Origin of the sequence: Gemmata algarum (genome assembly GCF_034097035.1) — a bacterium.
In the GTDB taxonomy this organism is placed as follows: domain Bacteria; phylum Planctomycetota; class Planctomycetia; order Gemmatales; family Gemmataceae; genus Gemmata; species Gemmata algarum.
In genome coordinates this window covers 81,714-102,232 of record NZ_JAXBLV010000001.1, presented here as the reverse complement: position 1 = coordinate 102,232, position 20,519 = coordinate 81,714, and the positions used below count along the sequence as shown (strand labels likewise).

Annotated in this window: 15 protein-coding genes; 4 read left to right on the top strand and 11 right to left on the bottom strand. The window is 65.3% G+C overall.

Annotation, left to right across the window (positions count from 1 at the left end; genetic code table 11):
* Window positions 1-581: 581 nt before the first annotated feature.
* The 9 genes from R5W23_RS00405 to R5W23_RS00365 all read right to left on the bottom strand — a co-directional run bounded on the left by R5W23_RS00405 (window position 582) and on the right by R5W23_RS00365 (window position 11,603).
* The gene (locus R5W23_RS00405) at window positions 582-2,372 is read right to left on the bottom strand and encodes a prenyltransferase/squalene oxidase repeat-containing protein (protein ID WP_320684612.1); all 1,791 of its coding nucleotides are present in this window, start codon (window positions 2,370-2,372) and stop codon (window positions 582-584) included.
* A gap of 26 nt (window positions 2,373-2,398) precedes the next feature.
* The gene (locus tag R5W23_RS00400; RefSeq protein WP_320684611.1) at window positions 2,399-3,328 is read right to left on the bottom strand and encodes an HDOD domain-containing protein; all 930 of its coding nucleotides are present in this window, start codon (window positions 3,326-3,328) and stop codon (window positions 2,399-2,401) included.
* Between the two features lie 31 nt (window positions 3,329-3,359).
* A complete protein-coding gene (locus tag R5W23_RS00395; RefSeq protein WP_320684610.1) occupies window positions 3,360-4,409 on the bottom strand; it encodes an ATP-binding protein in 1,050 nt (349 codons plus the stop codon).
* 728 nt (window positions 4,410-5,137) lie between these two features.
* Window positions 5,138-5,611, bottom strand: coding sequence for a glycine cleavage system protein H (locus R5W23_RS00390; RefSeq protein ID WP_320684609.1), 474 nt, complete (start codon window positions 5,609-5,611; stop codon window positions 5,138-5,140).
* Between the two features lie 118 nt (window positions 5,612-5,729).
* Window positions 5,730-7,100, bottom strand: coding sequence for a coproporphyrinogen-III oxidase family protein (locus R5W23_RS00385; RefSeq protein WP_320684608.1), 1,371 nt, complete (start codon window positions 7,098-7,100; stop codon window positions 5,730-5,732).
* A 15-nt stretch (window positions 7,101-7,115) separates the two neighbouring features.
* Window positions 7,116-7,901 carry a Uma2 family endonuclease gene (locus tag R5W23_RS00380; RefSeq protein ID WP_320684607.1) on the bottom strand — a complete coding sequence of 262 codons (786 nt, stop codon included), beginning with the start codon at window positions 7,899-7,901 and terminating at the stop codon, window positions 7,116-7,118.
* Between the two features lie 24 nt (window positions 7,902-7,925).
* Window positions 7,926-9,023, bottom strand: a complete 1,098-nt coding sequence (locus tag R5W23_RS00375) for an outer membrane protein assembly factor BamB family protein (RefSeq protein WP_320684606.1) — start codon at window positions 9,021-9,023, stop codon at window positions 7,926-7,928.
* A gap of 17 nt (window positions 9,024-9,040) precedes the next feature.
* On the bottom strand, window positions 9,041-10,240 hold the full coding sequence (locus R5W23_RS00370; protein WP_320684605.1) for an iron-containing alcohol dehydrogenase: 1,200 nt from the start codon (window positions 10,238-10,240) through the stop codon (window positions 9,041-9,043).
* Window positions 10,167-11,603 carry an aldehyde dehydrogenase family protein gene (locus R5W23_RS00365; RefSeq protein WP_261188961.1) on the bottom strand — a complete coding sequence of 479 codons (1,437 nt, stop codon included), beginning with the start codon at window positions 11,601-11,603 and terminating at the stop codon, window positions 10,167-10,169. The genes R5W23_RS00370 and R5W23_RS00365 overlap by 74 nt, the downstream gene beginning before the upstream one ends.
* 336 nt (window positions 11,604-11,939) lie before the next feature.
* On the opposite strand from R5W23_RS00365, the gene R5W23_RS00360 reads away from it, so the two are divergent.
* The 4 genes from R5W23_RS00360 to R5W23_RS00345 all read left to right on the top strand — a co-directional run bounded on the left by R5W23_RS00360 (window position 11,940) and on the right by R5W23_RS00345 (window position 16,971).
* The gene (locus tag R5W23_RS00360; RefSeq protein WP_261188960.1) at window positions 11,940-12,878 is read left to right on the top strand and encodes a DUF1559 family PulG-like putative transporter; all 939 of its coding nucleotides are present in this window, start codon (window positions 11,940-11,942) and stop codon (window positions 12,876-12,878) included.
* A gap of 925 nt (window positions 12,879-13,803) precedes the next feature.
* Window positions 13,804-14,778 (top strand): DUF1559 family PulG-like putative transporter, encoded by a 975-nt coding sequence (locus R5W23_RS00355; protein WP_320684604.1) that lies wholly within the window; start codon window positions 13,804-13,806, stop codon window positions 14,776-14,778.
* A gap of 801 nt (window positions 14,779-15,579) precedes the next feature.
* Entirely contained in the window at window positions 15,580-16,515 is a 936-nt protein-coding gene (locus R5W23_RS00350; protein ID WP_320684603.1) for a DUF1559 domain-containing protein, read from the top strand.
* Between the two features lie 171 nt (window positions 16,516-16,686).
* Window positions 16,687-16,971, top strand: coding sequence for a hypothetical protein (locus R5W23_RS00345; protein WP_320684602.1), 285 nt, complete (start codon window positions 16,687-16,689; stop codon window positions 16,969-16,971).
* Window positions 16,972-17,079: 108 nt separating this feature from the next.
* Here R5W23_RS00345 and R5W23_RS00340 read toward each other — a convergent pair whose 3' ends face one another.
* Together R5W23_RS00340 and R5W23_RS00335 are read right to left on the bottom strand one after the other, a co-directional pair.
* Window positions 17,080-18,264 (bottom strand): hypothetical protein, encoded by a 1,185-nt coding sequence (locus R5W23_RS00340; RefSeq protein WP_320684601.1) that lies wholly within the window; start codon window positions 18,262-18,264, stop codon window positions 17,080-17,082.
* Between the two features lie 255 nt (window positions 18,265-18,519).
* Window positions 18,520-20,442 carry an outer membrane protein assembly factor BamB family protein gene (locus tag R5W23_RS00335; protein WP_261188955.1) on the bottom strand — a complete coding sequence of 641 codons (1,923 nt, stop codon included), beginning with the start codon at window positions 20,440-20,442 and terminating at the stop codon, window positions 18,520-18,522.
* Window positions 20,443-20,519 lie beyond the last annotated feature (77 nt).

Here is a 20,519-nt window from a genome sequence, read left to right as displayed (position 1 = left end):
ACGCCGGGCGGTCAAACCAGTTTGGCCTCAACCCCGAGTGGGTGCAACAGAAAACGCGCTTGCGTTCGGACCGGCGGCGCGGTTTCGTGTATCCCGCCCCATACCCTCCGCCTGATACCCTCCTCGCTAGCGAGCCTTTCACGATGCGCGCCGTTCTCTCCCTCTTGTTGTTCGCACCGATTGTAACGGCCCGGGCCGAAGAACCGAAGGCCGACCCGTTTGACCAGTCGAAGGTGGTACTTGAGAAAGAGCCGCCGGCTGATTTCAAAGGCAAACGCGTTCTTGTGGTGGCCGGGCGCGCCAGCCACGGCCCGGGGGACCACGAGTTCTTTGCGGGGTGCGCGATCCTCTGCGACCTGCTCAAGCAGACGGACGGTGTGTTCCCGATCATGGCCCGGGACGGCTGGCCCAAGAACGAAAAGCTGTTCGACACCGCAATTGGGCCGACGAGAACTTTCGCCGGGTGGTGGTCAACGCGGTGCTGTGGTCCGCAAATGCCGAGGTGCCACTGGCCGGCGCGAAAGTGGACTTCGACCCCGCGTACCTCAACAAGAACCTGGACCGGAAAGGGACGGGCGAATTCAAGCCGATCCTGCCGCCGGCGCCGGCGGCAGGATCTTCACCGCCCGGCCCAGCGCCGCGACGGTGAAGATGATCGGGTACAGCTTCTCAAAATACCACAACTTCGCGAAGTAGAACCCGATCGGACTGGCGTCGCGGAACCGGTCCGATTCAACGGCTTCCGCGAGCCACGCGACGCCCTTCTGAGCGGCGTCGCCGTTCGCGAGGTCGAGCAGCACTTCCACCGCGAGCGCCGTTTCCTCGACGCTCGACGGGCACCCCTTTGCCCCCCCCCAGCCGCCATCGGCATTTTGCACCGAGAGCAGGAACTCGATCCCACGCCGGCACTCCGGCGCGTCCTTTAGATCAAGATCGCGGTACGCGGCGAGAACGCGCGCGGTGCCGTACACTGGGTTGATGTCATCCGGCGCGTGCTGGTTGCCGAACCACAGCGGGAGCCATGAGCCGTCGGGGCGCTGTTCGCGGGCGAGGTAACGCATCCCACTCGCTACTTCGGCCCCGCTCGAACCGAGGTCCTTAGGTGTTCGTCCCCAGGCCCGGAGCGCGTGAGCCGTGAGATCGCAACCGCTCCGATCGAACGGCAGATACCCCCACCCGCGGCAGAATGTCGGGAACCCTTCGTCGCCGTTTTGGAGGTTGCGCGTCCAGAGGAACCCAGCGTTGAGCGCGCCCCCCGCTGGGGTTGTGAGCGGTGACCGGAGGCCAGTCGGTGGGGCGAGGGCTTCGATTGCAAGCATTGCCCCCGGAGTGTCGTCGCAGTCGGGCACGCCGCCCGGTAGGTCCGTCCACGCCCACCCCCCCGGGTCCGCGCCGGTGTACGGGTGCCGCTCCTTGTACTGCTGCTTCAGCAGCCACGCGAGAATGTGTTCCTTCGTGTCGAGCGCGTCGAGGTCGCCCGCGGACGCGAGCGCGTTGACGCTGAGTGTCGTCACCCAGGTCGCGAGGTTCGTGTCGATCGGCCAGCTCCCGTCGGGCCGAGCGGAGTTGACCAGGAACCGCACGCCCTCGTCGATCACCTGTTGTTCCGCAGCGGCGCGCCGGCGCCGGATGCTCGACAGCGCCATGACCACGAAGCTCGTCAGCGGGGTCGCTTCCAGGTACCCGCCGCTGCTGGGCTGGATGCGCCGCAGCACCTTCAGCGACAGCCCCCGCGCTAGGCGCCGGACGGTGTTGCGGATCGGGTTCTGCGACCGCCGGTGGTGGTGGATGCACTGGCCGATCGCGATCAGCGCCGGGAGGGCGTAGCTCACCACCGGCATCTTCGCGAACCGGTACCAGCTCTGCGGCAGGCACGCCAGCTCGAAGGGCAGGCGCGGCACCTCGTCCCACGCCACCAGCTTCGCCACCGCGCAGGTCATCAGGATCGGGACCGAGAACGTGTGGTCCTTGCCGTACCGGGCACGAATGGCCGCGGCCCGAGCCGTCGGCAGCGCGCCGGCGTTTCGGGTCAGGTACTCTTCCACCCGCTGAACGGTCTCCGGGTACTCCTTTTCGCCCGCGAGCTTGAACGCCGCGCGGCACAGCATCGTCGTCGAGATGTTCGAGAAGCTCTTGACCGTGTCGCCCCAGCCGCCGTCGGCGTTCTGGTGTGCGGCGAGCCACTTCCGCCCGGCGTCGATCAGCTCGCGGTGTGTGAACGGGTTGACCAGGTGCAGCGCCATCACCGCCGTCGCCGTGGAGAGCGCGGAGGTCGAAAGCTCGCCCACCCAGTGCCCCTCGGGCACCCGCTCGGCGAGCAGCGCGGCGCGGGCGGTCCGGTACGCGGTGCGGAGCCGCTCTGCGGGGATCATAACACGTTCCGTCGTTGGTTCGGATGTTACGTCTGGGCGGCCGCGGTCAGGGCGTCCGTCATGAGGGCGGGGACGTTCGCGAAGAGCGCGTCCCGGTGCCCGGCCGAGCGGTCCGCGAGTAACAGGGTGAGGGCCGGGTTCGTTGTCGGGTCGTAGCCAGCGGCGGTTGCGTCACGTTCCAGGTGGTTGGCCATTTGGTCGGCCGCGGCGACCAGCACGGTGAGCCGCGCCGCGCCGGCCGGCGCGTGGTGGTGCTTGATGGTGTCGATCAGCGCGCCGGGCAGGTTGCTGAGCTGCGCGAACCACGCTCCCAACGCGCAGTGGTCTGCCCCCATCGCTTCCCGCTCGCGGCTTCTGGGATCAAGGTCGTCGGTGAAGTCGAGCAGCCGCGCGAGCGCAACGCACTCGGGGTCGGCGAGAACGATGAGCACCCGCCCGATGTCGTGGAGCAGACCCGCGGCGTACTCCTCGCCGCCGAACCCGAGCCGGCCGGCGCGGCTGAGCCCCGAACAGAGCGACGCGGTAACGTACCCGTGGTGCCAGAGCGCCCGGAGGGCGTCCGCGGTGCCGTCGGGCTTTCCGCTCAGCACCCGCCGGATGCTGATCGCGGCGACGAGGCCCTTGCACCGCCACAGCCCGAGCCGCACCACGGCCTGATCAACCCGCAGCACCGCCGACCCGCCCGCGAACAGGGCGCTGTTCGCCACCCGGAGGAGTCCGGCCGCGAGGGCGGCGTCGTTCTGAATCAGTTCGGCGAGTGCCCCGAGCGAGACCTCCGGGTCCTCCATCAGCTCCAGCGCCCGGACGGCCGTGGCCGGCAGGGCGGGAAGGGTGTCTACGAGTGCGCGGATGTGACGCTCGAGACGTGCCGACCGCTCGGCGGCGGTCGGCGCGGCCGCCCGGGTCGCCCCGAACACCGCTCGCAGCGCGTCCGAGATTCGATTCAACACTGGCACGGGAGGATTCCCTCGCAATAACGGCTAGAAGTCACAGCCCGAGGCTGTCGAGGTCGTCCACCAACTTGTCGAGGTCGTCTTTCGGCGCGCTCGGCCTGTCGGCCTGCCGCTTGGGAAGGCCGACCGTTGCGCCCACCGCGCTGCGCCCGTCGTTCACCAGCTCGCGGTCGCGCTCCTGAACCGCCATCCCCAAGGCGTCGCCAACGTCACCCCCGAACAACCGGCTGAGGTCGATTTTCAGCCCGCCCACCGCGCCGGTTTCGGCCCCCGCGATGGCCGCCGACTTGTACTCCGGGAAGATGATCGCCTGCTGCGGACACACCCGGCTGCACGCCGGGCACCCCTTCTTGCACTGGTCCTGGTTCTCAACCAGGATGCGCTCCAGCGAGTCGACGCCGTACACCCCGAACAGGCAGAAATCGAGGCACTCTAGACAGTTGGTGCAGCGGCTGTAGTCGATCACCGGGTACCAGCGCCGGCCGGCCGGCGCCAGCAGCGCCTCCGGGGCGAACGCCTGCTGGGCCGGGGGCAGTTCTGGCTCCGGCTTCGCGACCGACAGCCCGAGTTGCAGAACGGGCGGGTTGTTCGTCGCCTTCTCCCGGGCTTTCGTGGCACGCCGGTCCCGGCACTCGGCCGCGATCCGCCGGATCTCGGCCCCGAACGCCTCGTGCTTGTTCGAGTCACGCAGGTCCAGTGTGTAGATGTGCCGGTCCGGGATCGTACCCGACGGCCCGATCGCTTCGGGCTTCTCGACCGGGGTGTCGGTATCGGCGTCGTCCTCCTCGTCCGACGGCGGTTTCAGCTTCGTTTCGCCGAAGTGCCCTTTGATGCCGTCGCGGTCGAGGAGCCAGAAGGCGGCGCGTGGGTACAGCCACGACAGCACGACCATGTCCCCCCGAACGGACTCGAGGAACAGCCGCCCGGTGTGATCCGGGCCGAGGTCGTACAGGTTCGGCACCACAGACACTTCCAGCTCGGGTTCGAGCAGGAGGGACGCGACGATGCTCTCTTCAAGGGCCCGTTTCACCGGATGTTTACCGGGGGCCTGCGACAGAACGACCGTAAGGCGCGAACGACTCATGCGGACCCCGGTGTCGGCGGAGGCAACGGCGGCAGCGACGCCGGCGCGGATTCGGGCGGGTGTGGTGCTATCTTAGCGACCGTCCCCGCCATCGCTCCAAGTCCGTCGCGGCTGGATGGTGCGGCAACGCAACCGGTTCCGTGCATTTCTTCATCTCCCGATAACCAGTGCCCGACTGGGATCGCCAGCGGCCTTTCATCGTCCATCGAGTGAAATACCGGCCTAATGTCCTTATGTATGAGTGCCGACGGCCGTTCGCTCACTGTGCGTATCGTAGCCTCGCTGCTTTTTCTACTACGTTAACCACTTCGTTTGATGTACGTCTAGTAACAGCCTTCTCAGTTACCTCGTCGCCGGTTGACGCCTCCGCCAACTGTGTCGATTAAGACAGATATTCCGATGGGATCGATGCACCTCCACCGCCGTTTCCGGCCGACCCGCACACCACGGCAACCGCAGCGCGGGTGAGCGCTGTGATGTGCTCGAGCGCCCCGCTCGTCACGGCCAGAGGTCGTGCCGCCAGCTTTTCAGCCCAGCCGGTCAAAGGTGCAGGAGCGTGGACGAATGGGGCTGCGGACGACGGAGAGGTTCAGTGTGGCGCAGCAGGGGGGCGCGCTATGATAGAAGCCTTCGAGATCGGTTAGAAGTGCTGCCGACGGCTTCCGTGCGCCCCAAGAATGGTCCGAGTAACGATCGCCGCACTGGTCGCGGGGGCGACAACGGTGCGGTCATTCGGCGCCGGCGTTGATCTGGCCCTTAATCATCCGCTGCGTCGCGTCCCAGCCCGCTTCCAGGTGCGCGTAGTACCCGGCGGCGTCGAGTGTTTCTGCCGCATCGCCAATCAACTCGAACAGCCAGCCGGCGCCGTAGCTGTCCAGGTTGATCGTACCCGGATCGTTCAGCAGGGCGGTGTTGAACCGCACGACCGTGCCTGCAACGGGTGCGTATAGTCCGGAGGTGGCCTTCTGTGTTTCAATGAAGCCGATTTCTTGCCGGAGCGTGACCATCTTGCCGGCGTCCACACGCCATTCGAGAAAGTACACGTCCTGCATGAGCCGCACCGCGTAGGCGGTGAACCCGAACACGAGCGTACCCGGTTGCTTGTCGGACGGGCGGCACCACATGTGGTTCTTGCAGTATCGCAAGTCCCCCGGCACCGGGGCCGGGTGCTTGCCCATCATGAACACGAGCGGCTCGGGCATGGGGGCACTGGTGTGGAGCGGGTGGGTTCCGGAACAGCTGAGCCGCGCGGCCAAGGTACACGGGCGACGACCCCGGGAACGATCTAGTCACGTTGCGGTCGGGGCGTGCCTTCGGTCGTCAAGTGTACCGTGAACTCAGGTACTGCGGATCGAAGAATGCCGGCAGGTGCCGATCAATCTGGATCAACCCTTCGGGGGTGCAATCGACGCCTTCTTCGGTGACCTTGAGCCACCCCTCGCGGTCCAGTTTTGCGAGCGGTTCGCGGAACTCGGTGCGGATGTCAACCCCATACTTGTCAAGGAAGTAGTTAACGTCGAGGTGGCCGGTTTTGAGGAGGAGGACGACCTCGCGGATCAAACGGTCGCGCTCGGTCGTCGGGAACGCGCGGCCGAGGGGCAACTCGCCGGCTTCCAGCCTGCCAACGTAGGCTTCCCAGGTGTCGAGGTTCTGCATGTGAACGCCGTTCACGTGCCCGAACGACGCGACGCCAGTTCCGAACATGTCCGCACCGCGCCAAAGGGCTTCCCGGTACACGAACTTCGTGTTCGCCTTGCTCTTCACCACCGTAGTCGCACTGGAGACCTCGTAGCCATTTTTGACCAACTCATCGAACGCGTACTTGGTCCAGGCGCGTTTCGTGGGCCAGTCCGCGACGTTGCCCGCGGGCGATACTGTTCCCTCGGCGGGCTGGATCAGATCGAGCGACGTGCGTGCGGCCCCGTCCTTCACCCGGAGCGCCTTGGAGAACTCCGTGTTGTACGGCAGCTCCATCTGGTAAACGGTCACGCAATCCGGTTGAAGGTCTAAGAGCTTTGCAACGCAGCGTTTCCAGTTGTCCCAGTCCTCGCCCACCATCCCGGCGATCAGGTCGATGTTGATTTGCGGGAACCCGAGCTCGCGCGCCCAGCCGAACGCGCGGTAGATCTCGTCTTCGGAGTGTGCGCGTCCGTTGTACTGAAGGATCTCCGGCTTGAAGTTCTCGACCCCGAGGCTCAGGCGGGTGATGCCGTGCGCGCGGAGCGTTTCCAACTTGTGCTTTTGGAGCGTGCCGGGCTCGCACTCGAACGTTACCTCGCGCGCCTGGTCCCAAGGCATGATGGCCCGCAGACGCGTCATCAGCCCGTCGAGCTGTGAGGCGCTGAGGTACGACGGTGTCCCGCCGCCGAAGTACACGTAGTCCAGCGGCCGACCGCCGACGCACGCCGTTTTACTGAGCAGCTCGACCTCTTTGGTGATCGCGTTGAGGTAGACCGAGATGTCGCTGGCGTTCTTGTCCGTGTAGACCCGAAAATAGCAGAACTTGCACCGCTTCCGGCAGAACGGGATGTGGAGGTACAGACCGAGCGGGACACTGGGGCGCGGGGGCGAGTTGACCGCCCGCTCGGCATCGGGGAGATACGAACTACTCCAAAACGAGAACTGTGGGTAGTTCGCAATGAAGTAGTTGCCCAGGCCCGTTTTTTCTTGCTCGGCAGCGCTGACAGTCATGATGAGCCTTCACGTTCAGACGGAATCGGGATCGACCCCGAGCGCGCGGAGCCGGGCGGCGAGTTTCTCGGCGCGTTGCTTCTCGGTCTCGGCGCGCCGCTTCTCGGCTTCGGCACGCTGCTTCTCGGCTTCGGCGCGGCGCCGTTGAGCTTCCGCACGCTCTCCCGCCGTCGGGAGCATGTGCCCCTCGCGGTCCCACGCCCGCAGCCAGTTCGTTGTGTACCCCTGGTATTCACCGTGCCAGAGACCCAAGCTGATGTCCATGTCTCTAATGCGGACCCGTCCGTTCGCGTCCGCGTCCAGCCGCCGGTAACTCCCGCGGATCAACTCGTACACCTCCAACACATTTCGCGGGGTGTCCCAGATGACGTAGAAGGTGGCCGCGATCGCGTGCTCGTACACCCAGAACTTGCCGGTGATCGGGGTACGGTCCCGTTCATCGTCCCCGCTTCCCGACACGTACTCCACGACGACGAGCGGGTTACTTCCTTCTTGAAAGTGGACGTAAGAGCGACGCAACTCTCCGTCCAGCAGCCGCGGCACGTTGGGGACGTAGTACCAGTCGGGCGACTTGCACCCGTCGAGCGGGTTCGGCTTCGCGTGATACCAGTAGATGCCGGTGTCCGCACCCACAAAATAGTTGTCGTCGGGGTGCAGCCGGGTCAGTACCGGGAGCAGCACATCCGAGAGCAGCGCGCTTTGTGGGTGCTCGAACGCGTTCTCCACGGGTTTGCCGTCCGTTTCTGGAAGGTCGAGGTGCGTCGGGCCGCTCACAACGACGGGCGCTTCCGCGATCGACATCCATTGCCCCCCAACAATTACCAGCTACTTCTTCCCCAAACAGTATACCACGCCCTTGTCTGTGCCGACGATGAGGCAGTCCGGCCCCACGGCCGGTGACCCACACACCGCGGCATCGAGCGCAAGTTCCTGGAGCTTCTTCCCCGTCTTCAGATCGAGAACGTAGAACTCGCCCTCGTCACTCAGACACCCGCCGTACACCTTGCCGCTCACCACGACCGGCGACGCATCGACCTGTCCCTTTGTTGTGAACTCCCAAACTTTCTTCCCCGTTTTCGGGTCGAGCCCGTACAGCTTCTTATCCCGGCTGCCGGCCACGATCAGTTCTCCGGCCGCGGCGCTCGCGTAGAACGGCTGCTGTCGCACCGGCGCCTCGAACGACCACAGCTTTTCCTTCTTCTTCACATCCACCGCCACCACCGTGTTCGCCATTGTCCCGACGTACGCCACGTTGTCGGCGATCGCGGCGGTCGCGGCGGCCTGTCCGCCGAGTTCCACGGACCCGAGTTCCTTCCCGGTTTTAGCGTCGAGGATGTGGAGGATGCTGTCACAGCCGGCCACGAACGTCACGTCACCGATCACGGCCGGCGAGCCGTTGACCTGGCCCTCCGTCTTCACGTCCCAGACCTTTTTGCCGTCGGCGTTGAGACAGTAAAGGGTCGAGTCGTGAGAGCCCACCAGCACGTTGGAGCCGTGGAAGTTGGCCCCGGACATGATTTCGCCGGCGGTCTCGAACTCCCACACTTTCGAGCCGTCGGTAGCGTTTAGGCAGAAGAACTTGCCGTCCAGGTTGCCCACGAACACTCGTTCGCCTCTGACGGCCGGGGCCGCCTTCATCGCGCCAAGTTTGACCTTCCATTTCTCCTTGCCGGTGGCGAGTTGGACGGCATACAGGTGCTTGTCCAGGGACGCGAGGTACACCGTGTCACCGACGACGGCCGGGGCCGCCTCAACCGCGTCTTTGGCCTTAAACGTCCACCGCTCTTCGAGCGTGTCAGGAAGCTTGGCGGTTCCGGTCCCGGTCATGAGCGGGTCGCCGCGGAACACCGGCCAGTCGGCGGCGCCGGGAGCGGGGCACAGCGCCGCAGCGGCCAGCACGGCCGGGAACAGAACGCGGGTCATGGCGCACACCTCACGAGTTACCACGCGGCCTGATACAGCTTGTGGATGTCGGCCTCGGTCACGGGGCGGGGGTTGAACCGCGCGGTCCACTGTTGGTTCGCCTCTTCGGCGAGCAGAGGGAGGATAGTGTCACTCACCCCGCACTCTTTCAAGGATTGCGGCAGACCCGCCGCGGCGGTCAGTTGCCGGACCCGGGCCGCGAGGGCTTCCGCCGCGGGGCGGCCGTTCGCGCCGGCGGCGGTCGGGGCCAGTTCGGCGTACAGGTGTCCCACGGCGGCGGCGTTGAAGCGGATCACGTGCGGGAGCATCACCCCGATCGCCACCCCGTGGGTGATCCCGTAATGGGCCGTCAGCGGGTTGGCACAACTGTGGCACACCCCGAGCATCGAGCTCTCGATCGCCATCCCCGCCAAGTGCGAACCGATCTGCATGGCGGACCGGGCCGTCAGGTTCTGCGGGTCGGTCAGGACCGTCTCGAAGTTTGGTTCCAGGTAGTCGAACGCGGCCCGCGCGTACATCGAGGAGACGGGGTTCCGCTTCAGACACACGAAGGACTCGATCGCGTGCGCGAGCGCGTCGATCCCGGTGACCGCTGTAACCGAGCGGGGCTGAGAGAGGGTCAACTCGGGGTCCAAGATTGACACCCGGAACGCGGCCTTCTTGTCGCCGCAGGCCATCTTCAGGTGGGTGCGCTCGTCGGTAATGAGCGCGTAGCACTGGGCCTCGCTGCCGGTCCCGGCGGTGGTCGGTACCCCTACGGATGGCAGCATCGGCTTGGCGGCCTTCCCGTGCCCCTTGTAGTCGGCCATCCGGCCGCCGTTGGTAAGAATGAAGTTGATGCCTTTGGCGCAGTCCATCGAGCTGCCGCCGCCCACCGCCACGAGGCAGTCCGCGCCGTGCTCGCGCGCGCGAGACACGCCGTTCTCGACCTCGCGATCGGTCGGGTTCTCGCGGACGCCGTCAAAAACCGCCACGTCGAGCCCGGCTTCGCGCATGAACCCGACCGCGCGGCCCGGGTGCCCGGTGTGCGCGAGGCCGGCGTCGGTCACCAGCAGCACCCGCGTCCCGCCCACCGAGCGGACCGCCGCGCCGAGCTGCGCGAGCGCGCCCGGCGCGAAGATGACGCGCCCGAGCGGCTCGTGGTCAAACGGCGGCAGGCCGCCGGGCGTGCTGGAGGGCGCGCTGCTTGTAGAGGTGGGTGAAGAGGTTCCCTTCATGCGGCTGGTCCCAGGTCAGTCGGTTCGTCGGGAGCGGCCCGATGTTGAGGCGCTCGATGCTCGGGCACGCCATGCACTCCGCAATGAACGCCGGGTCGTCGGTCAGGGCCGTAGCCGCGAGGGTATAACCGATCCGCTTCAGCACGTCGTATTGCGGGTATTCTATGACGCTGGCGTAGGGGAACAGGAACTCCTTGTTCGCCAGCGGGTGGTCGGGCGTCTCGCACCGGATGATGGTGGGCAGCAGCCAAGCGCACCGCCCCTCCTTCACCAACCGCGGCGAGCCGCGCAACTCCTGCGTGACATCCCGCGCGCCGGGCGTCTTCAGCCCCTCCTCGACCATGTTATTAATCGCCTCGGCCACCTCGGGCTTGGCGAACGCGCTGACCTCGCAGGCGGGGTCGTCCCACGGGCGGGCCTTCGCGCCGGCGAGCCTCCGCGCCACCCCCTCTGCGATGGCGTCGGCGTTCTTCGGGGTCCAGATGGCGCTGGCGTTCACGCACGCCCGCCCGCCATTCCCCGCGACCGCCTCGACCATCAGGTCCGTATGTGTCGCCCAGTGGTCGGCCTGGTCCTCGCCGAAGATGATCTTGGAGTAGCCGGTGCCGTGGATCTCGACCCGGTGGTCGTTCTTGTACGGCGCCATGCTGCGGTCGTCGCCGAACGCCATGCTGCGGCCGCAGAGCCGGAGGATGTCGGCGCTGCCGGCGTGGTCGGTCGGCAGGAACCCGAGCACGTTCGCCGGCACCCCGGCCTTGATGAACGCCTGGAGCACCCGGTACGGGGTCCACGGCTCCTCGCGGCCCGGCTTCAGGAGCAGCGGGATTTTGAACGCCAGGGTGGGCACCCACAACGAGTGAACGCCTGGGGAGTTCGAGGGCAGCACCGCGCCGAACACGTCGGTCGTGGGGTAGAACGCCTGCATCTGGCCGGTCGCGGTCGTGTACCCCTTGTCGAGGGCGTCGATCGGCAGCCCGCGGGTCAGCCCGCCGATCACCTCCTCGATGTTGTCCAGTACGTAGTGGACCTTTCGCGCGTTGCGGTCACAAAACACCAACGCGCTGCCGGTGGTGGCCGAAAGCAGGCGGGTGTACTGATCGAAGGTGAGTTCGGTGTCGCCGCAGGGCAGGGTGGCGTTGAGGAAGTAATCGGCGGCCTTCTTGTACATCGCCAGGAGGTCGCGGACGGGTATCGCGGCCAGTTCCCGGTGGGCCCGCTCCATGTTGCCCAGGTCGCGGGCGATCATGGATCCCGTGACTTGGCTCACCTCCGCGACCGGTTCGCCGGTGACGTGGTGAATGAGTTGGGCCTTATCGAGGCTCGTGTAAGCTTTGCCGAAACGGAGCGCGGGGATTTGGATCATGGGTGCCGGTTGGGTGGGTGATCGGCCGCTCGCGGGCGCAGCGCAGGAGTGTACCGGCGGCCCGGAGCGCGTTTACACTGGAACATACCGATTGAAGCCGGCGGTCACAACCGAAGATCGACGGCGGGGTAGTCGCTGCGGTCGGCGTGAGCCGATAAAGTGGACAGAACGGCCCGGCGCCGGCGGGGCGCGCGGTATAACATGAGCGTCGGCTCGAATCGGCCCCTCACGTGCCTCGCGGTACCCCTTAACTCGTTCCGGGACAGCCTCCTTGATGGATGAGCGGCTGCGCCGGTGGGTGCAGGCTCCAGGGCTGAACTGGTGGAGACGCTCCGGATGTCTCGCGGCCCCTCCCCACGCGGTTTTACCCTCATTGAGTTGTTGGTGGTGATTGCGATCGTCGCGGTTCTGATCGGTCTCTTGTTACCGGCGGTGCAAAAGGTCCGTGCCGCCGCCGCCAGGATCAAATGTCAGAACAATCTGAAACAACTGGGGCTGGCGGTTCACACCTACCACGACAATCAGGGGGCGTTTCCGGCTGCGTTCGTCCCCGGCGCCCGGGGTGTGGGGTTCGAAGCGGCTCCCCTGTCGGGCTGGTACGGTTCCTTCAGTAACCGGATGTCACCCTACTTCACTTCCGGCTTCGGTCGCCTCCTTCCGTGGTTGGAACAGGGGGTAGGGCAGGGAACCAAGCGGGAACTGGGCGGAACCCCGGGCACCGACGCGATTGCGGTGTTCACCTGCCCAGCCGACCCGCGGAGTGGGAACTTTGTGTCCCCTGTGGCGGTTGAGGTACTCGGCGTCCCCGCCGGGATGATCAGCTACGCGATGGTGGACGGCGTCGATTACTCCTTTTCCCAGGGGCGGTACGGTGACGGAAAGGGCATGCTCTGCGTCCAGCAGCACGTGCGGGCGACCGACGTGGCGGACGGCGTGAGTAACACCCTCGCGATCGGCGAACACCCCCCCGCCGCGGACCTCGGCTACGGCTGGTGGGCGCTCATTCCGTACGACACCTACGGTTGGTCCGCGAACACCGAGCGGTGGTACGCCACCGGCGGCGGGTCGTTTGGCGCGTGCCCCGGCGGGCAGGCGCGATTCGGCCCGGGAGATTTCCGGAACAACTGTGACCACCATCACTTTTGGAGCCCGCACGCGGGTGGCGGGAACTGGCTGATCGGCGACGGCTCGGTGCGGTTCATCGGCACCTCTGGCTCCGAGGTGATTCTGGCGCTATCGACGCGGGCCGGCGGTGAGGTGGTTCCGGCCCCCTGAACTATCCGTATCAACTTTAGAGCGAGTGGAGGGCGTTGCGCGATGCCAGTTCGGTTTCCGCGGCGCGCGGGCGCGCCGCTGTTGTTGGCTCTGCTTTCGGGGTGCGGTTCGTCAACAGGGGAACTCTTGGGTCGGGTCACTTTTAACGGACAACCGGTGACGTCTGGTACGGTTCAGGCGTTTCTACCGGACGGGGCAACTCACACCGCTGACATTTCGGTTGATGGGAGCTACAAGTTGACGGGGATGAGGACCGGAGCGGTCCGACTTGCGGTCAGCAGTCCGAACCCCAGAAAACGCTACGAAACCCTGCTCGCGGCGGCAAAGACTCCGGACCAGCGAGCCGCGGTCCAACCTCCGCCCCCGGAGGTGGTTCGCACATGGTTGTCGCTGCCCGAGTCGCTCTCACGGCCCGAGGTGTCGGGGCTAACCGCATTCGTTACACCGGGCGTTACGACGCACGACCTGAACCTTGTTGGCGCCGGTTCCCCGCCATCCGAGCCCGGCCAACCGGTGGCCGCTCGCTCGGCCAGTCATGGCAAATGATGGAACTGGACTCTCGGGCCATTTCTGATGATGTTTTCGCGTAAAGCCTGCGTAGAGCGGCGGTAGAGTAATATGATTGCGGTGCCCGCCGAGCCCTCTGCAAGCGCGAGTGGCGCGGCAGAATTCCGCTCGCTTGCACAGCACCATACTCTCGCCCGGTCTGCCTGCTGATTCCCACATCCGCCCGTGGGTTCGCGCCCGTTGAAGCTTTGGTTTGAGTGCCCACCTCTAGCCGGTTTCTTCTCGCCCTTTGTGTCGTTCGCGTCGGACGGCACCTTCACGATTGAGCCGCGCTCCGGCGTTGCGCTCCATACGCTCGTTCGCGCCGCAAAAGCGGCGCCTGTGATCCACTGTGTCACGCTTTCGGGAAAGTCGTCTCATGAACCGGTGTGTCCCCCGAAGGGGTTTTACGCTGATCGAGTTGCTGGTGGTGATCGCGATCATCGCCATTCTGATCGGCCTGTTGCTACCTGCTGTCCAGAAGGTGCGCGAAGCCGCCGCACGGATGTCTTGCTCCAACAACCTGAAACAGATCGCGCTAGCCGCGCACAATTACCAGAGCACGAACGGGTACCTGCCCCCAGGGTTTCTTGGGCCGTACCCGGCCAGCGCGTCCGGCACCGGCTCCACCGGCAACGAGCAAGCGCTGGGGACGCTGCCGTTCCTGCTCACCTACATCGAGCAGGATAACGTTTACAAGTACATGACCAGCGGGTCCGTGCCGGCGAACTTGGTGAACGTGGACGCCGCGAACGGGCCGTTCTGGGGCTACGCGGAGTCGTGGGCGGCGGCTCAGACGAAAATTAAAACGTTCATCTGCCCGAGCGACTCGACTGCCGACAAGGCCACCCTCGCGGTGGCGTACCTGTGGCCGACGTCCACCAGCGCGTGTTGCGTTGCGACGGCGTTTAACGACGCCGCTACCGTCTCTGCGCTCGGGAAAACGAATTACCTGGGGTCGGCCGGGTACCTGAACTCCCCGACCGACAACACCCGCGGTTACTTCACGAACCGGTCGAAGAACAAGATCGAGGGCGCGTCGGACGGGTCGAGTAACACCATCATGTTCGGTGAGGTGACGAGCAACCCGGCCCAGGCCTGGGGGGGCGCGCCGAGCCCGCAACTCGCCTGGACGTGGATGTCGTCGCCCCCGATCGCGAGTGGCTGGGGGGCGGTCTTGTCCGTTCCGCAGACCGACTACTTCTACCGGTTCAGCAGCATGCACAGCGGGGTCGTGATGTACGCGTTCGGCGACGGGTCGATCCGCTCCCTGCGTAAGCCAACCACGTTCAGCCCGTTCGTTTGGACCACTGGCATGAGCGAAGGGCAAATCGTGGATCTGTCGAACCTTTAAAACTGATGCACATTCCACCTAGATTTTCGGGGGGACGAACTATGAGGTTGAAGTTGTCCGTTGCGATCGCGTTAGCTGTCGGTGCATTTGGGTGCGGTAAGAACGAACAGGCCCAAATTCCTACAAACCCGGTTCCGATGCAGAAGCCCGGAGCGAGTGCGCAACCGGGTGGTGGAAAAACGGGGGGTACCACTTCGGAAAAGCCCCAGGCCCTTCCTTGACCGCTGTCGCTGCACCCGACCGGGCCGAACATCGGACCGGAGTTGGATGCGCTTCGGGACCGGTAGCGGACGCCGCTTCAAAAACGAGTCGTTGCGCACACGTCGGGGGGCGCCGGGCATATCTTACCCGGCGCCCCCGGCCCATTTTCTGAACCAATCCCGTGCCCACGATGATCGGCGGAACGTGTCGAGTACCCACACGATTAGATACCAAATTTTGTTAATATTATTGTTTGTAATTCATGTGGTTTCCGGCGTGGGCGTTGTTTACTCCGACGCGCGGTTCGCGGTGCTCCGCCGCACCCGAACGGTGGATTCGGTCTGATTGTCGTGATGATGATGGCTCGGTAGCCATTTTTTCTTTGACATGTGATCCGTTTGGGGTATCCTCATAACTATCTCATCGTGGGGCCATCACTCGCACTCGTTCAACATTCTGGCCTCACGTTTCCGGTCTTTCATGTTCGCGTGCCCGGCCGTTACCGGGTGATGTTCGCGCGCCGTCGTCGGGCCTCTCCGCCGCCCAGAGAAAACCTCTCGTTGGGTGGAAACAATTCGTTGGTGGCCATTCGGGGGTCCCATGCCACGTTCTTACTCGCGGGGCGGGTTCACGTTGATTGAGCTGCTGGTGGTGATCGCGATAATTGCGATCCTCATCGGGCTGTTGCTGCCGGCCGTGCAAAAGGTGCGCGAGGCCGCCGCACGCATGCGGTGCGCCAACAACTTGAAGCAAATCGGTCTGGCGTGTCACAACTTCCATGACCAGTACCAGTACATGCCCGGTGGCGTTCAGAGTTACAGCGCCACAAACGAGAGCACGGGACCGGGCACCTGGACGCGGCGGATTCTTCCGTTCATCGAGCGCCTCAAACAGTCGCAGCCCGGGAACGCGAACCTGCCCACGAGCGTGTGCCCGAGCGACCCGCGTGGGAGCGTGACCTATGGCGGCGCCAGCGGGTTCGGCGGGTGGGGGCTGTCGTGGTACGTCGCTGGGGATTTCCGCTCCTACGGCGACGGACAAGGGCTGATCGCCGCTTCGGACCGCTACGTCTCACTGCCCGCGTCGCCGTATTACCGGTACGATCCGGTGCAGATCACCCTTGTCTCGGCCACCGACGGCACCTCGAACACGGTACTCGTGGCCGAACGCATCCCGAGCATCGCGGGCACCTACGGCGATCTGTTCTGGGGCTGGTGGGACTACCCGACCAGCTACGACACGCGCAGCCCGGCCCGCGCCGCCTCCGGTTTGTACTCCACCAGCGGGACCCAGTCCGGCAACCAGCCCTGCGTGTACCCGGCCCCGATGATGCAGGGCAACCTGACCAACCAGTGCGTGTTCAACGCCCCGAGCGCGTTCCACACCGGCGGGGCCAACTTTGTGATGGGCGACGGCTCGGTCCGCTTCATCACCATCGCCGGTGCGAACACCACGTTCACGTCCAACGGGGTCACCATGACCCTCCTCGAAGCGATGGGGTCGCGAGCGGGTGGCGAAACCTTACCCAACGGTTGAGGCGGGAACAGCATGAACACGCGTCGATCGTTCGTTCTCGTTTTCCTGCTGGGTTTTGCGTTCGTGTCCGGCTGCGGCGACAAACTCGGCGAGGTTTCGGGTACTGTGACCCTCGGGGGCCAACCTCTGGGAGCCGGTGTCGTCACTGTGTTCCCGGAGAGGGGCTCGCCGGTGGCTGGAACCGTTAACGGCGGGACGTACATGGTCCCGGGTGTGCCCTACGGCCCGTGCCGGGTGACCGTCACGCCGCTTCAGGCGGAACCGGAAGTCACCTCCGGCCCTGGCGGCCCTCGAAAGCCCGGGCAGGAAGATCCGGCGCCTCGAGTGAAGGCCGGGCCGGCCCCGAAAAAATCGGCCGGACCGCCGATCCCGGAGAAGTTCAAGTCCGTGGACACATCCGGGCTGGCGACTAAAGTCGATCAGGAGAAGGTGACTTTCGCGATCTCTCTCGACTAATGAGACCGAAGTGCCGCTGCCGATGTGGCTGAACCGAACCGCTTGACGGGATCGTTCGGCAGTCCGGTCGCCCCTCGAAACGTGCGACCGGACTGCCGAACCCCGATTTCAGTACACCCCGACGACGGTGCTGCCGGCGATCTCGGAGAACGGCCGCACCCCACTGACGCCGTCCCACGGATACTTGTCGAACGGCTTCTCGCGCTCGCCCTCGTCACGCTCGGGGAACCGGGGGACGAAGAACTCCTTGGTGAACGTGGACAGCAGCACCCGGCCGGTGCCGCCGTAAGGCACCACCTCGTCGTAGTTCTTCGGGTTCACCACCTCAATCACCGCCCGCGGCTGCGGCGCGTAGTAGCTGATTTTGAACCCGTCGTCCGGCCCGATCGGCTTCGAGCACGCCAGTCCCATCAGCGTGTTGCCGTAGGTCGGGGTCATGTACACGTCGCCGTTGTCGAGCATCTCCTCGTAGGCTTCTCGGGTGAACTGCGGGGTGAACTCGGTCCCGCCGGAGAAGATGCCGGTGATGCCGGCCTGCTTGATGGACCGCACGCCGCCGCGCGGCACCGGTTTGCCGATCGACCGGTACTTCTCTTCGAGCTTCCCGCCGCGCAGCGCCTCGTCCAGGGCCGCGAGCAACTTGGGGGTGGTGAACATGCACTTGATGTCGTGGCCGCCGGCCAGGATCGTCAGCGCCTGGTCGATGCAATGGTCCTTGTACGCCTGCGCCTCGGCGATTTTCCGCTCCTTGATGCACTTCACCACGTACCGCGGGTCCAGGTCGACGCAGAAGCAGATGCCCCCGCGGTACTGCGCCAGGTGCTCGATGGCGAGCCGCAGCCGGCGCGGGCCGCTCGGCCCGAGCATGAGCCAGTTGCCGCCCCGCGGGAAGTGCTGGTCGGGCAGGGTGTCCGACATCATCTCGTAATCGATCTTGAAGTCGTCGATCACGATCCGCGACTTCGGGAGGCCCGTCGTGCCGCCCGTCTCGAACACGTACACCCCGCGGTCGGCGTAGCCCTTCGGGACCCACTTGCGAACCGGGCCGCCGCGCAGCCAGTCGTCCTCGAAGATGGGGAACTTCTTGACATCGTCCCACCCGCCCACGTCGGTGAGGGGGTTGAAGTTGAACGTCTTGGCCTTCTCGAGCCAGAACGGGGTACCCGTTTCGGGCGAGAAGTGCCAGCGGACGACGTCTCGGATGTGGGCGTCGAGCTGCGCGCGGGCGTTCTTGATCCGCTCGTCCAGCGTCGTGCCGGTGACAGGGGACGGCTTGCCAGGCGTGTCTTTCACAGTTGCTCCAGTGCGAGCGAGGTTGGTTCAGGAGTTCAAAAGGCGAGCGGGGGGCAGGAGCCCCCCGGAGAATCGACCGACAAAACGCTCATGAGAAAACCGGCTTCGCGGTCGAACTCGGAAAACTCTCGTCAGGGATCGGCCGTTTACTCGCGGACCGGTCGTGAGATCGTTCCGTCGGTCCGTACGTAGCGGTCTTTTCTGTCTGCGGTCGGCCGAGGGGCATCGGGTGTTGTTGAGTGCCCCCCGCCTGAGTCACTTCGTCTTGAGCGCGAACAACTGGTTCTCGGTCATCACGTACATGACGCCGTTCGCGACAATCGGTGTGGACCGGATCGCCGAGGGGAACTCGAGCTTGGCGATCAGGTATTCTTTCTCGGTCTTGGCCTTTTCGGCCTTCTGAATGGCCCGCGCTTCTTTCATGTTCGGGGCGTTCTGTGCCGCCCCCACCGCATCGAACTTCTTGGGCGTCGGGGTGTGTTTGAAGACGTACAGGTCCCCCGATTCGACCGCCAGGAACACCTTGCCGTCCACGTAGCACGGCGACCCCCAGATCGAGGCCTTCGTGTCGTACTGCCAGTACGACTCGCCGGTCTTGGCGTCGAGGCAGTGGATGTACCCGTTCAGCTCGCTGATGTAGACGATCCCGTCCACGATGCATGCGGTGGACATGGTGCGGCCGAACTTGAAGTCGCGCGGGGACCACTTGCGCTTTTCTTCCCAACCGTACCGCCACACCTCGCACGAGTTCGGGTTCGGCTTCTCGCCGACCTCGTCTTTCCCGTCCGCGCCCTTCTTACGGTCCTCGAGGTGCTTCGAGATGTCGCCGGTCTTGCCCTTCTTCGGCTCCAGGCAGTAGAAGTTCGCGATCCCGCTGGAGTGCTCCGGGTCCTGGCCGACGCCGATGTAAACGCGGCCCTCGTAAACGACCGGGGTGCCGATGAAGTCGTTGCGGTTGCCGGTGCCGCCGAGGTCGTACACGGTGCCCTTCGGGTTGCAATCGAACTTCCAGAGCACCTCGCCCTTGTCCGGGGTGAACCCGTATAGCCAGCCGTCGCCGCCGGGGAACACCACGGTGGGCACCCCGTCGAGGACCGCGTACACCGGGTTCGACCACTGGCCGTGCATGATGTTCTTGCCCGGGACGTTGCTCTTCCAGGCCAGCGTGCCGTCCTTCTTGTTGATGGCGATGAAGCTGGGGGCCAGCGGGCTGGGCAGGTTGATGTGGCTCTCGTCCACGCCGTTGGCGGTGACCGAATAGATCAGGTCGCCCACGATCAGCGGGGACCCGGCGGACATGTTGTGCGGGAACACGTCCTGATTTTTGATCAGGTCGTACTCCCAGACGATGTCCACGTCGGTCGCGTCGGTGTACTTTTCGGTCTTGACCCCGTCGTTCCCGTTGGCGAACCCGTTCACGTCGGCGCAAACGATGGTGCAGCGGTTGCTCACGTAGTACACCCGGTCGCCCTCGACCGTGGGCGTCGAGCACAGCCCCTCCTTCGGCCAGTCGGTCACGTTTCCGTTCGGTAGCTTGTCGTGAACGGACTGCCAGAGGAACTTACCGGTCTTCTCCTCGAAGCACATCAAGATGCCCTTGTCCACGGGCTGAACGATGCCGTCCTTGTCTTTGAGCGTGTCGCGCTTGTTGCGGGGCTGTTCGTTGTTCGTGCCGACGAACACCCGGCCGCCGGCCACGGTCGGGCCGCCGTACGCGCGGGACCCGAGGTCGGCCTTCCACAGCACCCACTCCTCGGACCACTTCTTGACCTCTTCCGCCTCGTCCCACTTGGGCGTTTCCGTCGGGAACTTGGCGATCTTTTCTTTGAGGTTCACCATGTTCCGCGAGAGGGTGCCGCCGAACATGGTGTGATCGGTCGGGCCGCCGTTGGCCGCCAGGGGGGCCGAGTCGCCCTTCGGGGCGTCGGCCGCGATGACGAAGCTGGGCGGGCCGGACAGGTGCCCGTTCTGAACGGCGGTGACCTTCAACTCACCGGTGGCGTCCGCCGCGAGCGTCACGGTCGGGCCGGGCGGGAGGGGCGGCGGGGTGAGCGGCGCCGGAGCGGTCTGGGGCTGCGTGACGGACATGGCGCTGGTCATGCTCACCAGCCCGGCCGCGCTGGCGATCAGGCAGACGGATGTCGTAAGAAGCAGTTTTACTTGGCTGTTTGTGGTCATGATCGGCGTTCCGTGTGTTGGGGGCGACGGACCGGGCGGTGCCTTTGTCCCGCTCCCCCGCTGCGGGGAGCGGGATA